This window comes from Flavobacterium circumlabens, from assembly GCF_004345565.1.
Taxonomy (GTDB): Bacteria; Bacteroidota; Bacteroidia; order Flavobacteriales; family Flavobacteriaceae; genus Flavobacterium; species Flavobacterium circumlabens.
Genome location: NZ_SLWA01000001.1, coordinates 740,152 through 759,322 on the forward strand (window position 1 = coordinate 740,152; position 19,171 = coordinate 759,322).

General features: G+C 32.5%; 17 protein-coding genes. All 17 read right to left on the reverse strand.

Annotated elements, in window-relative coordinates; genetic code table 11:
- Window positions 1-37 precede the first annotated feature (37 nt).
- Window positions 38-553: a hypothetical protein gene (locus EV142_RS03140; protein WP_132032607.1), complete on the reverse strand. Its 516-nt coding sequence runs from the start codon at window positions 551-553 to the stop codon at window positions 38-40.
- Window positions 550-1,518, reverse strand: a complete 969-nt coding sequence (locus tag EV142_RS03145) for a hypothetical protein (RefSeq protein ID WP_132032609.1) — start codon at window positions 1,516-1,518, stop codon at window positions 550-552. The genes EV142_RS03140 and EV142_RS03145 overlap by 4 nt, the downstream gene beginning before the upstream one ends.
- Before the next feature lie 434 nt (window positions 1,519-1,952).
- Window positions 1,953-4,112 carry a peptidase domain-containing ABC transporter gene (locus tag EV142_RS03150; RefSeq protein WP_132032611.1) on the reverse strand — a complete coding sequence of 720 codons (2,160 nt, stop codon included), beginning with the start codon at window positions 4,110-4,112 and terminating at the stop codon, window positions 1,953-1,955.
- 6 nt (window positions 4,113-4,118) lie between these two features.
- Window positions 4,119-4,640: a TlpA family protein disulfide reductase gene (locus EV142_RS03155; RefSeq protein WP_132032613.1), complete on the reverse strand. Its 522-nt coding sequence runs from the start codon at window positions 4,638-4,640 to the stop codon at window positions 4,119-4,121.
- Between the two features lie 165 nt (window positions 4,641-4,805).
- Window positions 4,806-5,435: a hypothetical protein gene (locus EV142_RS03160; protein ID WP_132032615.1), complete on the reverse strand. Its 630-nt coding sequence runs from the start codon at window positions 5,433-5,435 to the stop codon at window positions 4,806-4,808.
- Between the two features lie 341 nt (window positions 5,436-5,776).
- Window positions 5,777-5,932: a hypothetical protein gene (locus EV142_RS23970; RefSeq protein WP_158286286.1), complete on the reverse strand. Its 156-nt coding sequence runs from the start codon at window positions 5,930-5,932 to the stop codon at window positions 5,777-5,779.
- 224 nt (window positions 5,933-6,156) lie between these two features.
- A complete protein-coding gene (locus tag EV142_RS23975; protein WP_158286287.1) occupies window positions 6,157-6,324 on the reverse strand; it encodes a hypothetical protein in 168 nt (55 codons plus the stop codon).
- 708 nt (window positions 6,325-7,032) lie between these two features.
- Entirely contained in the window at window positions 7,033-9,870 is a 2,838-nt protein-coding gene (locus EV142_RS03165; RefSeq protein ID WP_158286288.1) for a CHC2 zinc finger domain-containing protein, read from the reverse strand.
- 553 nt (window positions 9,871-10,423) lie between these two features.
- Window positions 10,424-10,663, reverse strand: coding sequence for a hypothetical protein (locus tag EV142_RS03170; protein ID WP_132032619.1), 240 nt, complete (start codon window positions 10,661-10,663; stop codon window positions 10,424-10,426).
- A 187-nt stretch (window positions 10,664-10,850) separates the two neighbouring features.
- On the reverse strand, window positions 10,851-11,138 hold the full coding sequence (locus EV142_RS03175; protein WP_132032621.1) for a helix-turn-helix domain-containing protein: 288 nt from the start codon (window positions 11,136-11,138) through the stop codon (window positions 10,851-10,853).
- A gap of 121 nt (window positions 11,139-11,259) precedes the next feature.
- The gene (locus EV142_RS03180; RefSeq protein ID WP_132032623.1) at window positions 11,260-11,514 is read right to left on the reverse strand and encodes a hypothetical protein; all 255 of its coding nucleotides are present in this window, start codon (window positions 11,512-11,514) and stop codon (window positions 11,260-11,262) included.
- Window positions 11,495-12,805 carry a tyrosine-type recombinase/integrase gene (locus EV142_RS03185; protein WP_132032625.1) on the reverse strand — a complete coding sequence of 437 codons (1,311 nt, stop codon included), beginning with the start codon at window positions 12,803-12,805 and terminating at the stop codon, window positions 11,495-11,497. Before EV142_RS03185 ends, EV142_RS03180 begins: the two co-directional genes overlap by 20 nt.
- Before the next feature lie 315 nt (window positions 12,806-13,120).
- Window positions 13,121-13,588 carry an OsmC family protein gene (locus EV142_RS03190; protein ID WP_132032627.1) on the reverse strand — a complete coding sequence of 156 codons (468 nt, stop codon included), beginning with the start codon at window positions 13,586-13,588 and terminating at the stop codon, window positions 13,121-13,123.
- Between the two features lie 244 nt (window positions 13,589-13,832).
- Window positions 13,833-15,017 carry an aldose epimerase family protein gene (locus EV142_RS03195; protein WP_132032629.1) on the reverse strand — a complete coding sequence of 395 codons (1,185 nt, stop codon included), beginning with the start codon at window positions 15,015-15,017 and terminating at the stop codon, window positions 13,833-13,835.
- Between the two features lie 105 nt (window positions 15,018-15,122).
- Entirely contained in the window at window positions 15,123-16,631 is a 1,509-nt protein-coding gene (gene araA, locus EV142_RS03200) for an L-arabinose isomerase (protein WP_132032631.1), read from the reverse strand.
- Between the two features lie 157 nt (window positions 16,632-16,788).
- The gene (locus tag EV142_RS03205; protein ID WP_132032633.1) at window positions 16,789-17,490 is read right to left on the reverse strand and encodes an L-ribulose-5-phosphate 4-epimerase; all 702 of its coding nucleotides are present in this window, start codon (window positions 17,488-17,490) and stop codon (window positions 16,789-16,791) included.
- On the reverse strand, window positions 17,474-19,165 hold the full coding sequence (locus tag EV142_RS03210; RefSeq protein WP_132032635.1) for a ribulokinase: 1,692 nt from the start codon (window positions 19,163-19,165) through the stop codon (window positions 17,474-17,476). The genes EV142_RS03205 and EV142_RS03210 overlap by 17 nt, the downstream gene beginning before the upstream one ends.
- Window positions 19,166-19,171 lie beyond the last annotated feature (6 nt).

The window sequence follows — 19,171 nt, forward strand, 5'->3', positions numbered from 1 at the left end:
TCGCCTTCGGCTATGAATAAGAATAAATATAACAATATCATTCATTATTTTTTTCATCATTTTCTTTTTGCAAATCCATTACTTTTCCTAAAATCAATAGACATCTAGTAATTGTCAGCATAATGACTGTAAATCCAAAAATATTAAAATAGAAGATATTAGTTTTAAGAGATTCTGGAGAAAATATTTTAATTGTAAAACCTATAATTGCTACAATAATTAATGATTTAATACAGTTTTTTAAGTGCCTAACAGTTTCATGATACAATCCAGTTACAAAAAAAAGGTCAAATAAGGGTTCTTTACTATCAACTTCTACTTTGGTAATTTTTGAACTTCCCTTAAATGTTATTAAAACAGTTAGAAGAGTCAAAATAAAGCCTGACATTGTTAAGCTTATATTTGTAATATCTGTTATTATTGCTATCGAATCATCTGCTTGAGGTCTAAAAATTATATTTTTATAGACTAATATAAAACCTATTACGGATAACAATAGTGCCATAAAAAAGTCCCAAATAAGCGGTCGCTTAAAATATCTATCCAAAATCATAATGTAGCCATTAAAGCATTAAAATCTTCTTCAATTAAAGAATACCAGTCCTTCGACTTGGTAATTTTTTTCAAATCGACTGGAATCACAAATTCACGTTTACTATTCAATAAGTTAAAAACCTCTTCAATTCCTTCCTTATCTTCATATTTAACTACAAATGTATCAAATGCATCAATATTGAATGTACGCCCTTTGAATCTCTGAAGCATATCAATAAACATCTTGTTTGCCTCCTTATTCAATTCGGTACTTTTAATACCTTTTCCGGGTGTTTGAAAGAAGGTTTCAATTTTAATATACTTTGGCTTTAGTGTATTTGCAATGTTATTCATCCCAGTAAAATATTTCCCCTGAATATCAGCATCAAGTTGCGGCAAATTTTTTGGCTGAACTTTAATATCCATATTCAGCACGTTTTTTAAATTACTTAGAGCTTTATCTATTGAAACGTCCATATACAAGTTTACTTCAGTTGCTTTACTTTGCTTAAGAACTTTTTGTGCCACATTCCTAAAGTAATACTCAATATCTGACAAACGCGGACCAAAATGTTGGTATTCAATACAAATAACAGAAAACCCTTTGCTATAATCTATAAAAAAATGCGTTTCTTCAGCAATACTTCCAAGAGCATTCATAGAAACTAATTTAAATTGCTCTCTTGGTTTTAATAAAGGTTCTCTTCCACTTCTTAATAATGCCATAGAACATCTAATTCTCCTTTCTTTAGGAAGAAATACTGCTCTATTCATAAAAAGCTCTCTCATGCTATTTGGTCTTCCTTCATGTCTATCAATAAGATGTCCTTCTTTATCTTCTTGAAGTTTTCTTGAAATATATGTAGCTACATTCCTCATAATGTCATTACTATTATATTTCTCCTTTAAATGATTTAAAGGTGTAAATTTTAAAGAGAAATATTGAAATTTGACTTCTGTAAGGTTTTCTTGGATGCTTTTCATTTGTTTATAGTAGCTTTTTTGCATTTCGTGTATTGCAAATAAAGTGATTTTTTGTGAGATTTTTAATTCTTTATATTATAGAGAGCCTATAAATTTTTTTATTGCTAAAACAAGAATCAGAAATTATATATTACACTTTTAACTATGCCAGAATAATTTCTTGTAAGTGTATGATAATTTCTTTAAAACCTCAACGAATAAATTCGACAACTCAACTGTAAACGGTACTTTAAAAACTCCTAAACATTTATTTTAAAAAGGCTTAGGTTTTTTTTTAAAATTTTGCCGAAAATTGAGTTTTTAATACAATTAGAAATAGTTAATTCCTATCAATTGTTTATTTTGACCGAAAAGTAATTTTAAGGCAATATAATGTTTAAGCGATACATTTCCCTAATCAATCACTTAAGCTCTCTCAAAAAGCAACGTCTAAGCTAAATAAACTGGGGTTTAAAATAATTACTATAAAAATTATCAGTTTCGATTAATTCCTGATGATTTCCTGATATAGAAATTGTTTGATCTTCTAATATGTAAATGATATCTGCAACATTTTTAAGCATATTCAAACGGTGTGAAATAAAAAATATAGCGCAATTTGGCTTTATTTTTTGAAATAATGTCATCGTAAAATTTTCTGTGTTTCTATCCATGGCCGAAGTAGCTTCGTCAAGTATTAAGAACTGTGGTTTTTTATAAAGCACTCTTGCTAAAGCGATAATCTGCTTTTGTCCACCAGATAAATTAATCCCTTCTTCCCCTAAAATTGTAGCTAATCCTTGTGGAAATTGATTAAAGTAAACATCAAAACCATAATTTTCAATGAAATCGATTAAAGTTTCAGGCGCGGATTTACTCCCAAGTAAGATATTATCTACTACATTACCGTTAAAAATTGTTATTTCCTGAGGAATGACACCTATTAAATTTCTATAGTTCTCTAAATTTATTTCAGAAAGTTCATATTGATCATTAATAATAATATTCCCTTTTTCATAAGTGTTAAACCGCTGTAATATCTGACCGACGGTACTTTTGCCACTACCGCTTTCTCCAACTATAGCAATAAATTTTCCCTTCCTAATTTCTATATTAACATTATTGAACAATTCACTCCTTCCTGCAAAATGAAATGAAAGATTTTGAATAGATATCTGTTCAATTCCTGAAATTTCAAAACCTTCTTTTTCCTCTTTTTCGATTGATGCAAATTCATGCATTCGAATAAAAGCGATTTTTGCCTCATAAATTGGGATTGCAATCAGTGCGATATTTGCAATAGATGGTAATAATGATCCGGTGATTCCTAAGACTGCCATTAATTCCCCCAGTTTCATTTCATTATTAAAAACTTGTATGGAAGCATAAATTAGAATTCCGATTAAAAACAGAACGCTTGCTAAACCTGATTGCCATGAAAGAGTAATATTTATTTTTCCGAGATTGAATATTTTTTCTTGAAAATTGGCAAAAATAATATTATTTGCCTTTGCAAAAATTTCTTGTTTGTTATCATTTTTGATAGTTGATATTCCCTGTATGCTGTTTATGTAATTACTTTCATTAAACGCATAACTCTGCATCACTTCTTTTTGTGCATTGATTATTTTTTTATTGCTTCTGTAAATGATATAAAAATAAATCGGCAAACTCAACAAAGAAATTAATCCTAATTTCCAGGAATAACTAAACAAAAATCCCAGCGATATAATAGAAACTAAAACATCTATTACAAAAGAACTCGTTAATTTTTTTATAACGCTCTGTACACGTTGTGTGTCGTTTAATCGAGCAACTAATTCGCCAATTTTTCTGGTGTCAAAAAACGGTTTAGGTAAATGTAAAAGCGATGAGAAAAATTGATTATTGATTCGGTTGTTGAAATCTTTTGATTGCTGTAATAAAAAGAATTCTCTCAAAATAGCTAATCCTACTCTTGCCAATAATAAAATGGTTAACAGGCCAATACCTGAAATTAATTTTTTGATATTTTGAGATGGCAAAATATCATCAATTAGTTTTTGAGAGAACAGCGACATCGCCATTCCTAAACCAGCAACAAAAATACCTAGTAAAATGCTAATCCATAAAAGTTTATAATCTTCTTTCAGAATTTCTAAAAACCATTTTCTTTGAGCGTTTATCTCTGCTTTTTCTTTAATAAAAGTTTTATTTGGTTCGAGAACAAGACAGATTTTTGAAACCCAAATTTTTTCTAATTCAGTTATGGACATATAAAAAACACCTTTTCCCGGATCGCCAATTAGGAAGCCTTTTGTTTCGTCATACTCATAGCAAACTATAAAATGATTGAGTTGATTTTCAATTAAAACATGTAAGAGTAAGGGTTGTTTGTGATCTATAAGTGCTTGAATATCGGCTTCGCAACCCTCAGCGGTAAAGCCTAATTTGATAGCTGCCTGATACAAACCTAACATCGTAGTTCCTTGCTTGGTTGTACCACTTAACTCACGAATTTTTTCAAGAGTGTTATTGCCTTGATAAAGTCTTATGATGCTCATTAAACAAGCAACGCCACAATCTGATTGGTCTAGTTGTAACGTATGTGTTTTTTCAATATGTTTTAGGTTCATTAGGATTTATTGAGAAGTCAGTTTTTTTAGAAGAATTTCGATTTTGGTTTGCCCTTTTATCTTTTCTATTAGTTTTTGATTTTTATCATATAAAACTAAACAAGGTAATGAGTTAACATCAAATATAGTAGCAAAAGTAACTTTGTTATCGTATAAAAAATGAATATTAGGATAAGAAGTAAGTTGGTGTTTTGTGGCAAATGTTTTGATAAGTCCCGGTTTTTCAAACGACACAAAAATGAGTTGGACGTTTTGGAATTTTTCTTCATTCTCCTTTATCATTTTGGTCTCTTCATTGCAATATTCACATTCAGTATTGAAGTAAATAAATAAGGTTGGAATATTGATTTTTATATCCTGATTGGTGAAAAAACCTCCGTTTACATCTTTATATGAAAATTTAGGAATGGTTTTGATGTTTTCTGCTGCTTCCTTTTTTCGATTTATTTTTGTAATTATCAAATAACCCAAAAAGCAAATAAAACATGCAAATACGATCGGAAAAACTATTTTTAAAAATCGTTTCATTTTTTTTCTTCTTTATATAGTATTACAACCAAAATCATTGCTCCCATTGACAGTAATCCTAATACCAAAGAAAAAAGACTTTCATTGTAAAAAACATACCCAATGATGTGTGCAATAATCACGATGAAGTAAGATATTAGTAATATTTTTTTTAGTCTTAGCATTTCAAGAATAATTTAGTGTAAAAAACATTATTGTTACTACCCAAAGTAATAATGCAGGCACATAACTATAAGCAACCAATTTTAAACCCCGATCTGTATTAGTACCCGTTAGTTTACCAATTTGAAATCCTAGATAAATAATATAGGCAAGCTCAAATAAATTAAGGGTTTGAAACGGATAAAAAAACCAAGTTTCCAAATCTTTATAACCCACTATATTTAATGCACATAATGGATAGAAATTTTGAATATCCTGTAAATTATAATTTGGCTGAAAAAAATAAAACCAAATAATTTTAAAAACGGGAACAAGTAAAAAGATAAATTCTGCTTTTAGAACTATATCCCAAAGATTAGTAAACCTCAAATCTTTATCAAAGAAAAACAAACCAATATAAAGTATAGTAGCAATTATAGTGGTTTTGATTAAAAGAAAAATTGGAATAAACACGTATCCAATCCATTGCCACTTTTTTTGAAAGCCAAGTAAATTTTCAATTTGTTTTGAAGTGAGTTGCTCAGAAAGTGAATTGTAAAGTAAATCATCAAAATGAATGACTTTTTTAAAAATTTCTGTAATTAAAATGGAAGCAATAGAAAGTGCTAAGAACTTAAAAAAAGTGCTTTTCATAAATGAGTAAAAATATTAACGGATTTTTAGCCGGATATTAAATCCTTTAAGAGATGTTTTTTTTGGATTTTAATTTTAACAAAAACAATATGTTCAGGGTTAAAAAGATCCAAAAACTTAATCTCTTAATATCTATTGAGAAAACATTGAGACAAATATCTATTAGTAAGACAAAAGAACTAATGATTAAAAATATAAGATAATTTTTTTTCATGTTTTAAATACAATTACGACCCGAATGAAAATTTTAATCCGATAAAAACGTAATCTAATTATCGGATTTTAAACTATTAAAAAATATATTCTGCCTGAATATAAATCAGGCAGAATAATTTCTTTTATTAATTGTCCCAACATACCATTGCTAAACTATTCCAATATGGAGCGAAAGTACTTGCAAAAGCATTTACTGCAATTCCAATCGCGCCAACTGTTCCGCATCCAGGGACAGAACCTCCACTGATTTTTTCTAACTCTATCGTCTTAATTTTTTTCATGATTAATCTTTTTTAAAAGTTAAACCAATTATATTTATGATGACAGCGATTAATAATAGAAGCATCATATTTGCAAACATTTTGTCTGAAAGAAAATGTTGACTAGCATTAAGTATCATTATCGCCACAACGACCCACGTCATTATTTTTACGCTTTTATACATAATATATTGGTTTTAAATTATTCTATACTTACTGATTGTTTTTGGTATTACAGAAATTGCTTAAAAGCAATCTGATAGTCCTGCTCCCGCAAAAATACTTAGACCAGCTATAAGGCCACCTCCAGGGAGACCTAATGTTAAAACTCCAATTGCTCCAGCAATAAGACAACCTCGTCCACTAGTTCCTCCACTGTAGAGTTCCATCTGATTTAATTCTAATTTTTTCATAAAAGTGATTTAAAATTTATAATTAATAATTGTTTTAAAAATGTCATTTAACAAAATTGACTTCGCAATGATCGGGATAACTTAATAAAATGAATTACGGTTTTTCCGTAATAATTATTAAATCTTTTTTTTATGGCGGATTTGTTTCTTCGCTTATTAAAACATAAGATTTACTTCAACTATTCCAGCTACAGCTACCCGCACGTCTTGTTATAAATCCCCATTTATTACAGTTTTTTCTTTCGAGAACCAAAAGTATACTTTTTGATCGTTTAAAAAAATAATCTAAGTATTTTTTTACAATAATTTTTAAATGTAGATTTATTTTCATTCCTGGACAAACTGCAGCTGAGGATCTGATTAAAAAAAATCTACATTTTTAACAGTAAAAATAAAAACCTAAAAATCCTAAACTGGCAAAATCGCAAACCTACAAACCTACACAACCTACAATATTCTATAAATCAGATAGTTAAGTCCAAAAACACGTTAAAATGTGTAGGTTTGTGTAGGTTTGCGATTTTTTGAAAATACACCGACCTACACAAACCTACACATTTTTTTATATTTATATCACATAACATTATGATTATAAGCAATATAGAAACTGTAGTATTGCGTGTAGGTTGTGTAGGTCGAGAAAAACAAAATTTTCAAAAAGTAGAAGCAAGAACGCTAAAAAGCTTTTTATTTTTTACTGGTTTCAATTTATGGCATTGTATTCATATAATGAATGGCTTCATTAATTTCGTCAAAATTGCTTAATTTGGTAATATCTACAACAAAAGCTGAAGTTACCGAGCCATCTCTTCCGGTTCGAAAACGATAGCTACTTTTTATTTCGAAAAATGCATTTTCTTTTTTTACTGTATCCTGCATAGTTGCTTTACTTGGTATCATTTCTTTGTATTGATTGTACCATTGTCTTTGTATTTTATCATAGGTATTAGAAAAATTAAAATACAAAAAGTTGCCGTCCAATTTTATATCTCTTTCGTAATCTAATTTGTTATCTCCGTTGGTTCTTATACAAACCAAAAAGCAATCCCACCATTTATTTGAAGCACTTGCAGAATTAATTTTATTCATTTGAAATTCACTGATTTTTTCAAAATGCTCCATCATTTGAGCATGCGTAAAGGGAAAAACAATAGTATCTTTTAAAATCTCGTAGGTAGCCCCTAAAATCGCAAAATTAGTAGAGAATCTACTTGGTGAGCCGATAGGCATTTTTGCGGATATACTGGTTTTGTATAGTCTGAATTTTGTTTTGAAATCGATTAAAAATCGGTTTCTTTCTTTCAATAAATCATCGGTAAATGAACTAATACCTTTTTCGGTCATATCTGCAAGTTCATCGTACTTTTTAACTTCATCATCTGTAAAAGTGTTTTTACTCATATCTAACCACAGTAAACGGGTTATTAAAGCTTCGTCATCAGGAGAATGATTACCCGTTAAAATTAACGATGATAATATAGGCACGGTTTCAGTGCTTACATGACTGTCTATAGTCCCTCTTTTGTACCCGTTCCTGTCCCAAATACCTTTCAGTATTCCATCGAGTTGTTTATCTCCGTTTTTATACTCGGAAAATTGACAGATTATATTAACAAATTGTGCAAATTCCCTAATGTGAGCCTTTAAAGTGGACGCACCTCCCTCGATATTAATTGCAGATTGAGGCTTGCCGAAAAAACTTTGACAACAGTTTGCTAGCTGATCTTTTCCCGATGATGCTTTACCATGAAAAAACAATATTGGAAATGCTTTTAATTCATCTACTACAATATCCTGAAATATACTGGCCATGGTAAAAAGAATTGCAGAAATTGAATTGTTTCTGTGAACTTCAAACATTTTAGATAAATAAGCATCAATTGTAACGGTTGAAGTCTTTATACAAACTCTTTTTTGTGGCTCATATTTAAAGGCATTTTCTTTGTAAACTTTGTTTGCCGATGGAACATAATAGGACGTTTCTTTATGTTTAAAAATTCCATTTTCGTCAATTTCTATTTTGTTGCCGTCACAAAGGTTTACTTTGTTATTCCAGAGCCAAAAATCATCCTCTTTTTGCCATCCTAAGCAATCAATTTTCTTTCCGTTTCCCATTTTGTCAAATAGGAATGCTTTTAAGATATGAAAGTCCTTTGGAGTTCCTGACCAAAGATAATTTCCGTGTGAGGTTACTATATCATCAAATTTTTGAGGGGTATTTAATTTATCGGATAGAACATCAAATATTTTTTCTTGTTTATATACATTCCTTATTTTGATAAGTTTCATCGGGAATTTTTCATCCTGCATGTGCTGAATGATTTTTACAACGAAATTGGAAACCGATTTGAAATATTTTTTTGAATCTCCCTGCATTATCCAAATTTGATTATTTGCCATAAACATTCTATATTTTTCTATGTCAGTAATTAATTCTGAAATAGGCGTTTTTACCTCTTTTGGCATTTCATATTGAGCATATAACTTTTCATTTTCCTGTAAATCAACAACATAATCATTAACCTTTAAAGCCAAATCAATGATTTTTTGAAAGTCTTCGGCTGTATGTTCTTGGAAATAATCTGTAAGATCGTAACCTTTTACAGCTTCATTTTTTGGAAGTTGCAAGGGTACTATTTTAGGAAATCTACTTGTTATTGCATTACGCCCAGTCTCGCCACCTTTATCGTTATCATAACAGATAAAAAGATTTTTGCAAAGGCTTTGCAAAGTCTTTATTTGGGCGTTTGTAGGGTTGTGGGTTTCACTCCTGAATGTGATCGCTTTATAACCTCTTGAAACCGCTACAATAGTATCTTTTTTTCCGGCACAAATGATTAGGTTTTCTGTTTTCTCGTTTCCTAATTGTTCTAATCCGAATATATCCCCGTTTTGTAAACCATTACTGAATATTTTAGGTTGTTTTTTATCTGGTTGAGCAGGAGCATAGACTTCAAAATTTCCATTTACTTCATAACTGAATGCTAAAACATCTTCTTTTATAGTGAAATTGAAATCTTTATTTTTTGCACTGCTAAAAAAACTGTATTTTTCAACAGCTCTAATATTGTACTTTTCTAAAAGTTCTTTTTCTACGCCTAATTTATTCCAGAAAGAAAAATGATTTTCTTTCATTTGAGTATTAATAACCTTTAATACAAATGGCTTTTCTTGCGTTGCAACAGTTTTTTCCTTTTGTTGCAAAGGCTTTGCAAAGGTTTGATTTTCCTTTGCAAAGCCTTTAAAATCTTGCTTTATTGGTATGTTCATTTCCTTTGCAACTGTTTCTAAGACTTCATTAAATTGTGTCTTACAATTCAGTTGTTTTAAGTTGGCCACGAACTCGAATGCATCCCCTTGTTTTCCTGAACTATTGCATTTAAAAGTTCCATTTTTGTAAAGCTTGAACGATGCGTTTTTATCTTCTGAAAAAGGACTGGATATATTTCCCTTTGGAAATTCAGAAATATTTAAAAATTTTAAATAAATATTTTCAGCCGTAGTATGTCCAAAAATTATATCTTTGGTCAAAATATTTGAAATCATATAATTATATGTTTTACAACCCATTGCAGTTGGTCAGCAATGGGTTTTTTGTTTTACGAATTGTTTCCTTTATAACTATTGATCGCATTATTTAATCTGTCAGATAGAATATAACCATCAGGTGAGCCATGTTTACAAATGAACATTATTGCTTCAAAAGAAGATATTCGCTTGGCATGAATTATCGATCCGATGGTAGTAGATTTCCTTGTTTCTTTGATTATGTCGTTTATTTGTTTTCGGATAAATTCACAGGACATTTGACTTATATATAAATTCTGTAATTCTGCCTTATTATTTATAGTGTGTAATACTTTTAGACTCATATTGATATAATTGTTAGAATCCCTTGCAATTAGCCAGCAATGGATTTTGTTTTTTTAGGTTTGTATTTTTCTTTGAATACCTTCTGTAGTAAGTATTTTAAAATGTAGATTTATTTTGCTGAGATCTGCGCCGGCACTTTGTCCAGGAATTGAAAAAAATCTACATTTTAAGAATTAATTAGATTACAAATTTTGTTGCAAAGCCTTTGCAAAGCCTTTGCAATATTTTAATTAAGCATTTGCAATTCTGAAAAATTGGGCTCTACATAAATCTTTGCCTTTTCAAAATCAATATGGGAATGCTTTATAAAAGATGGCGTGCCCTGCTTATACATATCAAGTTCCTTTTCTTTTCGGTCTAAGTCTTGTTTGTAAAGGTTTTTAAGCTCTACGAGAATGTCGAGTCTGTCTCTTAAATAATCGTAATTAGCTTTAAGGATTTCGTAAGGTGTTTTTTCTGTTTGCATAAGAAAAAGTTTTGTATAGGCGAAGTACCCCTTAGGGTTGCAAACATATTCCGAGGAATAAATTAACAACGCTTTAGCAGTTGAGACCCTTAGGGTACTTCGTTATTGTCGATAAGATTTTTTTGGAGATTGCTCCCCGAGATATGTTTGCACAACAAACGTACAAATTAATTCCAATTAAAATAAATTAAGATTGAAATTTATTCATTTTTTGTAATGCCTCAGAAACTTCACTTTTTTTGTAGCGAACCTTATTCCCAATTTTATAAGCGGGAATAAGGTCTTTTCTTGTCCAGTCCCATAATGTTACAAGTGAAACCGACAACATTTTAGCCGTTTCCTCTCTTGTTAGCAGTTTTTCATTGTCAGGTTGCAAAGTGTTTGCAAATCCCTTAAGTGCATCGACAACCTCTTTTACGATTTCATTTTTGAAATCAAGAGCATTTGTGTTTTCCAGTTGTAGTACGTTTGTCATAACTTAATCGTTTTTTGATTGATGATTGATAAGACAAACTTAAGTACGATTAATTTAGTGCTGTTGCGATTAACTAGGATAAGAAAGGTTTGGGAAGTCTACTTAAAACTTTAACATTTACCTACCAATAACTGCAATAAAATCCTACTTTTTCACATTTCAATTTTAATTCCGCAGAAGCTTTATATCCATTAGGAACGCCAATTTGTTTTATGATTGAAATAAAAACAATTACGGGTATTATTTTTATTCTAACATTCCCCCCTAAAAGTTTAATGTAATAATTAATCACTTGTCTAATCACTTTTTCAGGTAATTGATCACCATACGCCTCGAACAAAAAAGCTTTAGTTATTTTATTGGGAATTATTTTCATTTTCCCAATGCTCTTTTAATTTTTCAGCGTTTTCTCTCGGAGTAATTTTTATGTATTTTAAAAATTGCGTTTCGGTTTTATGTCCTGTTATAGCCATAATTGTCATATTGGATAATTTTCCATAAAGATTTGATGCAAACGAGCGCCTGCATGTATGCGAGGTAATAAGTTCGTGTTTTGGGAATGTACCAAACACTTTTCGATTTTTATTTTTTGATATAATTGTTATGTCAGGAAAGAAGTCTTTTTCGTCCTTTTTGTTTGTCATTTTTGCACTTTCGATCATTTCAGTAAAACCAACAGCTTTGCAAACTTCTTTTACATATTCATTAAATTTAGCATCTGAAATTTGATGTGGTAAATTGCCATTACGTTTATGTAAAATGGCCGTAATCTGTTGATGCATTGGTATAATAACCAGATGTGCAGTTTTTTTGGTAATAATTTCAATATAGTTTCCAACAAAATTGAATTTTTCTAATTTTAAAAAATCAGAAATTCTTAAACCAGTTCGCAAACCAAAAATAAAATTATCTCTCACATTATCCAGTCGTTCTGAATGACTAAAGTCATGATTAAAAACTGCATTTATTTCATTTTCTGTAAGATAAACATCTTTTGTTGGATTTGTGAGAACTCTAAATTCTGAGTGTTTGTATTCTTGATTTATTGGTAATCCTTCTATTTCTATGTTTTTACACCATGTTTTTAAAATTGCAACTTGTGTTCCGAAAGTGTTGTCGTTTAATTTTTCGAAATTTCGGCAGTAAAATAAAAAATCCCTATAAAACTCTAAATTAATATCTTGAAAACGAAGCTTTTTATTTGAGTGTTTTTCGTAATTAGAAAGTTTATTTTTTGCAGTTATATGATGTTGAATTGTTCTCGGAGAAATAGGATTCCCTTTGTAAAGTCTTTGTGGCGAATCATCAATATACTTTTTTACCCAATCCGTAAAATAGATTTTGTAAAGTTCATCTTTGTCAGCTCTTCCAAAGAATTTTTTTATTTTTTCTTTAAGCCAAATACTGCTTATATTTTGTTGAGTATTGTAGTCGATATTATACTCTTCTAAGAGATAATTTTCCAGATGGCGAAGTTTACTGTTAATGAAATCTTTTTGCGGAGTTGTAACGCTAATTTTTACCTGTTCTTTAGTTTCGCTCCACTCGTTAAATTTTACTGATAGCCCTGTTCGTGATTTTTGGTCTATTCTTTTACTATCCCAAAACCTAACATAGATACTGGATAATTCAGATTTGCCTTTTATAATAAAATATCGAATTTTCATAGTGTGAACATTATCATACGAAGATAGTGTTTTGCCGAAATATTGCCGAAAATATTTTAATTTATCTTAATAACACTTAATTTATCTTAATAATATTTGTAAGATAAAAACATTTAATTAATTAATTTTAAAGGATTTGCAGTGATTTTTGCAGATTGTTTAATTCGTACAAATTAAGAGGGTTGCAAAACGGCTCCGGGTACAAAAACCTCTTCTTAACGGAAGAGGTTTTTTTGGTTTTATTTAACCATATAAGTTATGTAAGTTCATTTAATACTGCTGCTTTATAACGTAACGTTATATTTATTTATATAACTACATGGTTAAAACCTCACAACTCGCCTCATGCAAAACAGGAAAATTACACGAGTTCGCAATAAAACACAACTGATTTGCTTTCTGATGTAATCCTAGAGCTAATTCTATTTGTTCCGGATCTGAAATCTTTGCTTTAGGATTTAATCGAACTTCTGTAAAACGTCCGCTTCCGTCTGGTGAGACTTCCAGTGTTGCTTCGGCATGATCTGAATATTCCAGAACTTCTATTCCGTTTTGTGAGCAGACATATAAGTATGACATCATGTGGCAGGAAACCAGACTGCTCAACAGTAAATCTTCGGGATTGTATACTTCCGGATCACCTTTAAAGGCTTTTGCTGCGGAAACATTTAAAACAGGTTTCCCTTCAATTTTAATTTGATGACTTTTATTGTACAACTTTGAAACTGATTCTTGTTCTTTTTTTGAAGTCCAATTGAGTTCTGCTTTGAATAGATGTTTCATTTTGCTTTAGTTTACTTTGCTAAGTTACCATTTTATATAGTTACTATGAATTAATCGCGCTAAGTCGCAGAGTCGCAAAGTTTTTTCTGCCACTAATTTCACGAATTTTCACTAATTAAAATTAACCATCCTGATTTGTGTAAATTAGTGCAATTCGTGGCAAACTTCACTCAATAAAAAACCTCAAAAGCATAACTTTCGAGGTTTCTTAGAGAATTACTAAACTAATAAACAAATTCTAAAACTATTTTTTTACAGAAAATTTAAAAGTAGTTTTAGTTTGATAATTTTCTCCCGCGTTTAAAACCGTTGTCGGGAAGTTTTTCTGGTTTGGAGAATCCGGATAATGCTCTGTTTCTAAACAAAGTCCGGTTCTGTGTGCATATTTTCCACCGTCGCGTGTTGGTAAAGTTCCGTCAAGGAAATTCCCGGAGTAAAACTGAATTCCAGGTTCGTCGGTTGTCATTTCCAGCACTCTTCCACTTGCAGCGTGGTACACTTTCGCTATGATTGTTTTTCCTTTTTCAGGATTGTTCAGTACCCAGCAGTGATCATATCCTTTTCCTCTTTCTAATTGCTCGTTCTTCACTTCGATGTCTTTTCCAATTAATTTTGGTGTTCTGAAATCGAAAGGCGTATTAGCAACATCCTCTAATTTTCCTGTCGGAATAAGCGTTGCATCAACCGGAACTAATTTGTCCGCATTTAAAGTCAATTCGTGATCTAAGATTGTTTTCGAAAAATCTCCGGATAAATTGAAGTATGAATGTTGTGTCAAATTCACAATTGTTTTCTTATCGGTTGATGCTTCATAAAGCACTTCCAGCTCATTATCATTTGTCAGCGTATAGGTTACAAAAACCTTTAAGTTTCCGGGATACCCTTCTTCTAAATCTTTACTTAGATACGATAATTTCAAAGAAGCTGTATTTCCTGATTTTACCTCATCGGCTTTCCAAACAACATTGAAAAATCCCTGCGGTCCACCGTGCAAAGCATTTGGCGCATTATTTATGGCTAATTGATATTCTTTTCCGTCTAAAGTAAATTTTCCTTTAGCGATTCTATTTCCGTATCTTCCAATCAAAGCTCCAAAAAACGGATTCTCTTTCTCGTACTGTGCCAAAGAGTTAAACCCGATTACTACATTTTCAGAAACTCCCTCTTTATTTGGTACTTTCAAATCTGTAATTCTTCCACCAAAAGTGATGATGTCCACTTCCATCCCATTTTGGTTTTTTAATTTGTAACTATCGACTTTTTCTCCTTTTGCAGTGGTTCCGTAAGCTGATTTTTCAATTGTAACCGTAGCTTTTTCATCTGTTGAAACTGCTTTTGCATCTGTTTTTTTATCGCTTTTGCATTGAACTGAAACCGCAGCCAAACTCAAAAGGCTGATTCCAAAAACGCAACGTTTTAATACATTCATAAATGATATTTTTTAGTTTTGGTTAAATGTTAGCTGTTAAAAGTTAAAAATAGCAAATTAAAATTCAAGATAAAACCTTTGCCACTTTGAACCTTTGCACCTTAATTAAAGTCCATGCTGAAACAGATGATAATATGCTTCATTCGCATTGATTTTATCTTTAAAGTCCCTTACCGTAGTCCTTTCATCAATAACTAATAATTCGATTCCGGCGATATCTGCAAAATCTTCCATATATTCTGTCGTGATGGCCTGACTATAAACCGTGTGATGTGCTCCACCGGCTAGAATCCAGGCGGTTGCTGCGATATCAAGATTTGGTTTACAGTCCCATAAAACTCTCGCCACCGGTAATTTTGGTAAATCTGCCAATGGTTTAATGGCTTCCACTTCGTTTACAATCAAACGGAAACGATTCCCCATATCTACTAAAGAAACATTGATTGCCGCTCCGGCAGGTGAATTGAATACCAAACGTGCAGGATCTTCTTTTCCTCCAATTCCTAACGGATGCACCTCGCAGGAAGGTTTTGACTCTGCGATTGACGGGCAAATTTCCAACATATGCGATCCTAAAACGTATGATTTCTGAGGTGTGAAATGATAGGTATAATCTTCCATGAAAGAAGTTCCTCCTTCAAGCCCGACGTTCATAACTTTTAATGCACGAACCATTGCAGCCGTTTTCCAGTCGCCTTCGCCACCAAAACCGTAACCATCGGCCATTAATCTTTGTGTCGCAATTCCTGGTAATTGTTTCCAGGCTCCAAGGTTTTCAAATGTATCTGTAAAAGCTCCAAAACCTCCTTCTTCAAGGAAAGCTCTTAGGCCTAATTCTATTTTTGCTGCTTCTACTAATGAACTTCTTTGCGCTCCGCCTTCTTTTAAAGAATCGGTTAAAGAATAAGATGATTCGTAAATGGCTAATAAATCGTTTAATTGTTGCTCTGTTACCTTATCAATATGTTTCGTCACATCTGAAGAATCATATCCGTTAACCGACATTCCAAAACGAATCTGGGCTTCTACTTTATCGCCTTCTGTAACGGCAACCTCACGCATATTGTCTCCGATGCGGGCTACTTTTAAGTTTTGAAGTTCGTCCCATCCTAAAGCTACTCTTGTCCACACTCCTAATTTGTTTAAAACACGTGGATCTTCCCAATGTCCAACCACCACTTTACGTTTTTTACGCATTCTGGACATGATAAAACCAAATTCACGATCTCCGTGAGCGGATTGATTCAGGTTCATGAAATCCATGTCGATAGTTCCCCACGGAATTTCAGCATTGTATTGTGTGTGTAAATGGCACAGGGGTTTCTTTAGAATGCTTAATCCTCCAATCCACATTTTAGCTGGAGAAAAAGTATGCATCCAGGCAATAAGACCGATACAGTTTTTAGTGGAGTTTGCTTCTAAACATAAATCTAAAATTTGCTTAGGCGATTTTAAGGTGTCTTTGCAAATTATTTTTACCGGAATGTGTGATGAAGCGTCTAAACCTTTTGCCATAATTGCAGCATGTTCCGCTACTAATTTTAAAGTTTCCGGTCCGTATAATTCCTGGCTTCCTACTACAAACCAAACTTCTTTTTGAGATATATCTATCATTTCTTTTGTTCTTTTTTGTTTCAAGTTTCAGGTTTCAAGTGTTGGAATCTGAAAACTCGAATTGTTATTTTTTGTTTTAGGTTTCTTTTGTTTGACTTTCACGTTTCACGTTCCAATAACTTGAAACAAAAAAACATGAAACCTGAAACAAAATTTTCTACTGTCCGTAATACGAATCTTTTCCGTGTTTGCGGTTGTAATGTTTTTTTATCAGGGAGTCTTTCAATCTTGGTGCGTTTGGATTTATCTGTAAAGTCAGGTAGGCCATTTCGGCTACGACTTCTAAAACCTTGCTGTTGTAAACTGCTTTGGCTGCGTTTTTTCCCCAGGCAAAAGGACCGTGGTTTCCAATCAAAATCATTTCTACTTCTTCGTAGGAAAGATTTTTTTCTTTGAAACAATCCAAAATCTGAATTCCGGTATTGTGTTCGTAATTTCCTTCGATTAGTGAATCTGCCATCGGCGGTGCGCACGGAATGTCTGACGTTAAATGATCGGCATGTGTGGTTCCGAAAATTGGAATATCCTGCTGCGCCTGTGCCCAGGCCACAGAATAGGTTGCGTGCGTATGCGCAACACCTCCAATATTTGGCCAGTTTTTGTATAAATAAGCATGTGTTTTGGTGTCTGATGACGGACGCATGGTTCCTTCAATAATGTTATTGTCAAAATCAACAATTACAATATCTTCGGGTTTTAAATCCTCATAAGGAACGCCGCTGGGTTTAATGGCAAAAACATCATTTTCCCTATCCACCGCACTTACATTTCCAAAAGTATAAACCACCAGATTCAATGCATTTAACTGCATGTTGGCTTCGTAACATTCCTGCTTTAAATCTTTATAACGAGAACTCATGTTGTGGTAATTTAATAGTTGGGTCTTCGTAAGCACTTAACTGATCGTATGCCAAAAGCAATTTATGATAAGCTGCTACTTTATTTAATTGAGGAAAATATTCTCCGTCAAAATCACTTCCTATCTTTTGACTTGCCTCAATTACGTTTGGATAAATTCCTGCCGCAACGGCTGCGTAAATTGCCGCTCCCAGAGCCGGAGTCTGATCTGATGCTGCAATTTTAATGGGTTTGTTTAAAACATTTGCCAAAGTCTGCATGATAAAAGGCGATTTTCTGGCAACGCCTCCAATTCCGATAACGCTGTCAATTTTTACACCTTCTTCTTCAAAACGATCCACGATTTTTTTCGCTCCAAAGCAAATTGCGTTTACCAATGCTTTGAAAATATGAGGCGCTTTTGTTCCTAAAGATAAATTGGAGATTGCGCTTTTTAATTCCTGATTGGCGTCTGGAGTTCTTCTTCCGTTAATCCAGTCCAAAGCAATTGGAAGACTGTCTGAAACCGGAATTTTTTCTGCTTCTTTTGTCAGTTCCACAATTAATTTATCGCTGAATTCTTCTCTTAATTGTTCTTTCTGAGTGTCACTTAAAATAGAAGAAGAATCTAATAAATGATCGGTTGGCCAAAGCAATAATTCTTTGTACCAGGCCAATAAATCGCCAAAAGCAGATTGTCCTGCCTCTAAACCGATATAACCCGGAATTACGGATCCGTCAACTTGTCCGCAGATTCCGCGAACAGTTTTGGTCCCTACTTCTTCTTTCGAACCTACTAAAATATCACAGGTTGAAGTTCCCATAACGCGAACTAAGGTGTTCTCGCCAATTTTTGCTCCAACAGCTCCGGAATGTGCATCGAAAGTTCCTACGGCTACGATTGTATCTGTCGAAAGTCCTAAACGATCTGCCCATTCTTTGCTTAAATTTCCGGCAACTACATCTGATGTAAACGTTTCATCATATAAATTACCGCGAAGTGTTGCCAGATACGGATGTAATTTTTCTAAGAATTCAACTGGCGGAAGTCCGTTCCAGTCTTCGTGCCACATCGCTTTATGACCCGCGGCGCAACGGCTTCTTTTGAATGTCTTTAAATCTTTATCTTCAATTAATAAATACGTCATTAAATCGCAGTGCTCCATCCAGGTGTGCGCTGCATTTCTAACGGCTTCATCTTCTCTGGCAATGTGCAGGATTTTTGCCCAAAACCATTCCGATGAATAAATTCCGCCTACATATTTTGTTACGTTTTCTCCGCCCCAGCTTACTGCCAGTTCGTTGATTTCGTTTGCTTCATTTATCGAGGTATGATCTTTCCATAATACCATCATTGCATTCGGATTTTCTTCAAAACCTTTTGTTAATGCCAACGGAATTCCTTCTTTGGTTACAGGAACGGGAGAAGATCCGGTGGTATCAATACAAATTCCGCGTACTTGAAACGGATCAACTCCACTCTCTTTTACAACAGTTTGTATCGTAATTTCTAAACCTTCAATATGGTCGAGTGGATGCTGACGAAACTGATTTACAGATGCGTCACAATATTGCTTGTTTTTCCATCTTTTATAAGGAGAAACATTGGATGCCAATTCTTGTCCATTTTCAGTATCTATCAGCATCGCCCGAACAGAATCTGTTCCGTAGTCCAATCCTATAACGTAATTTTTCATTCGAAA